Annotated in this window: 1 pseudogene; it reads right to left on the reverse strand. The window is 63.5% G+C overall.

The window, feature by feature from the left end:
• A pseudogene (locus G5A07_RS21835) lies at positions 1-230 on the reverse strand (hypothetical protein); the annotation flags it as partial.

The raw sequence follows: 230 nt of genomic DNA on the forward strand, positions 1-230 counted from the left end.
TGCTCGACCTGGCCGACCTGGCCCAGGTAGGGTTGGCTACCGTCCAGGGGCCGGAACTGGCCCTGGCCAAGGGACTGCCAGCAGCAACTGTCGTACGCCCCGATGCGCCCGCCACCCGCGGCGAACACCGCTTGCTTGACGACATCCAGATGGCTCTCAGGCACATAGAAACACAGCTTGTACATCGTTTTCTCCGCACGAATCGAATGCTGCACGAGGCGGTCGGTGGT

Source organism: Stenotrophomonas sp. AS012628 (assembly GCF_010608305.1).
Taxonomy (GTDB): Bacteria; Pseudomonadota; Gammaproteobacteria; order Xanthomonadales; family Xanthomonadaceae; genus Stenotrophomonas; species Stenotrophomonas geniculata.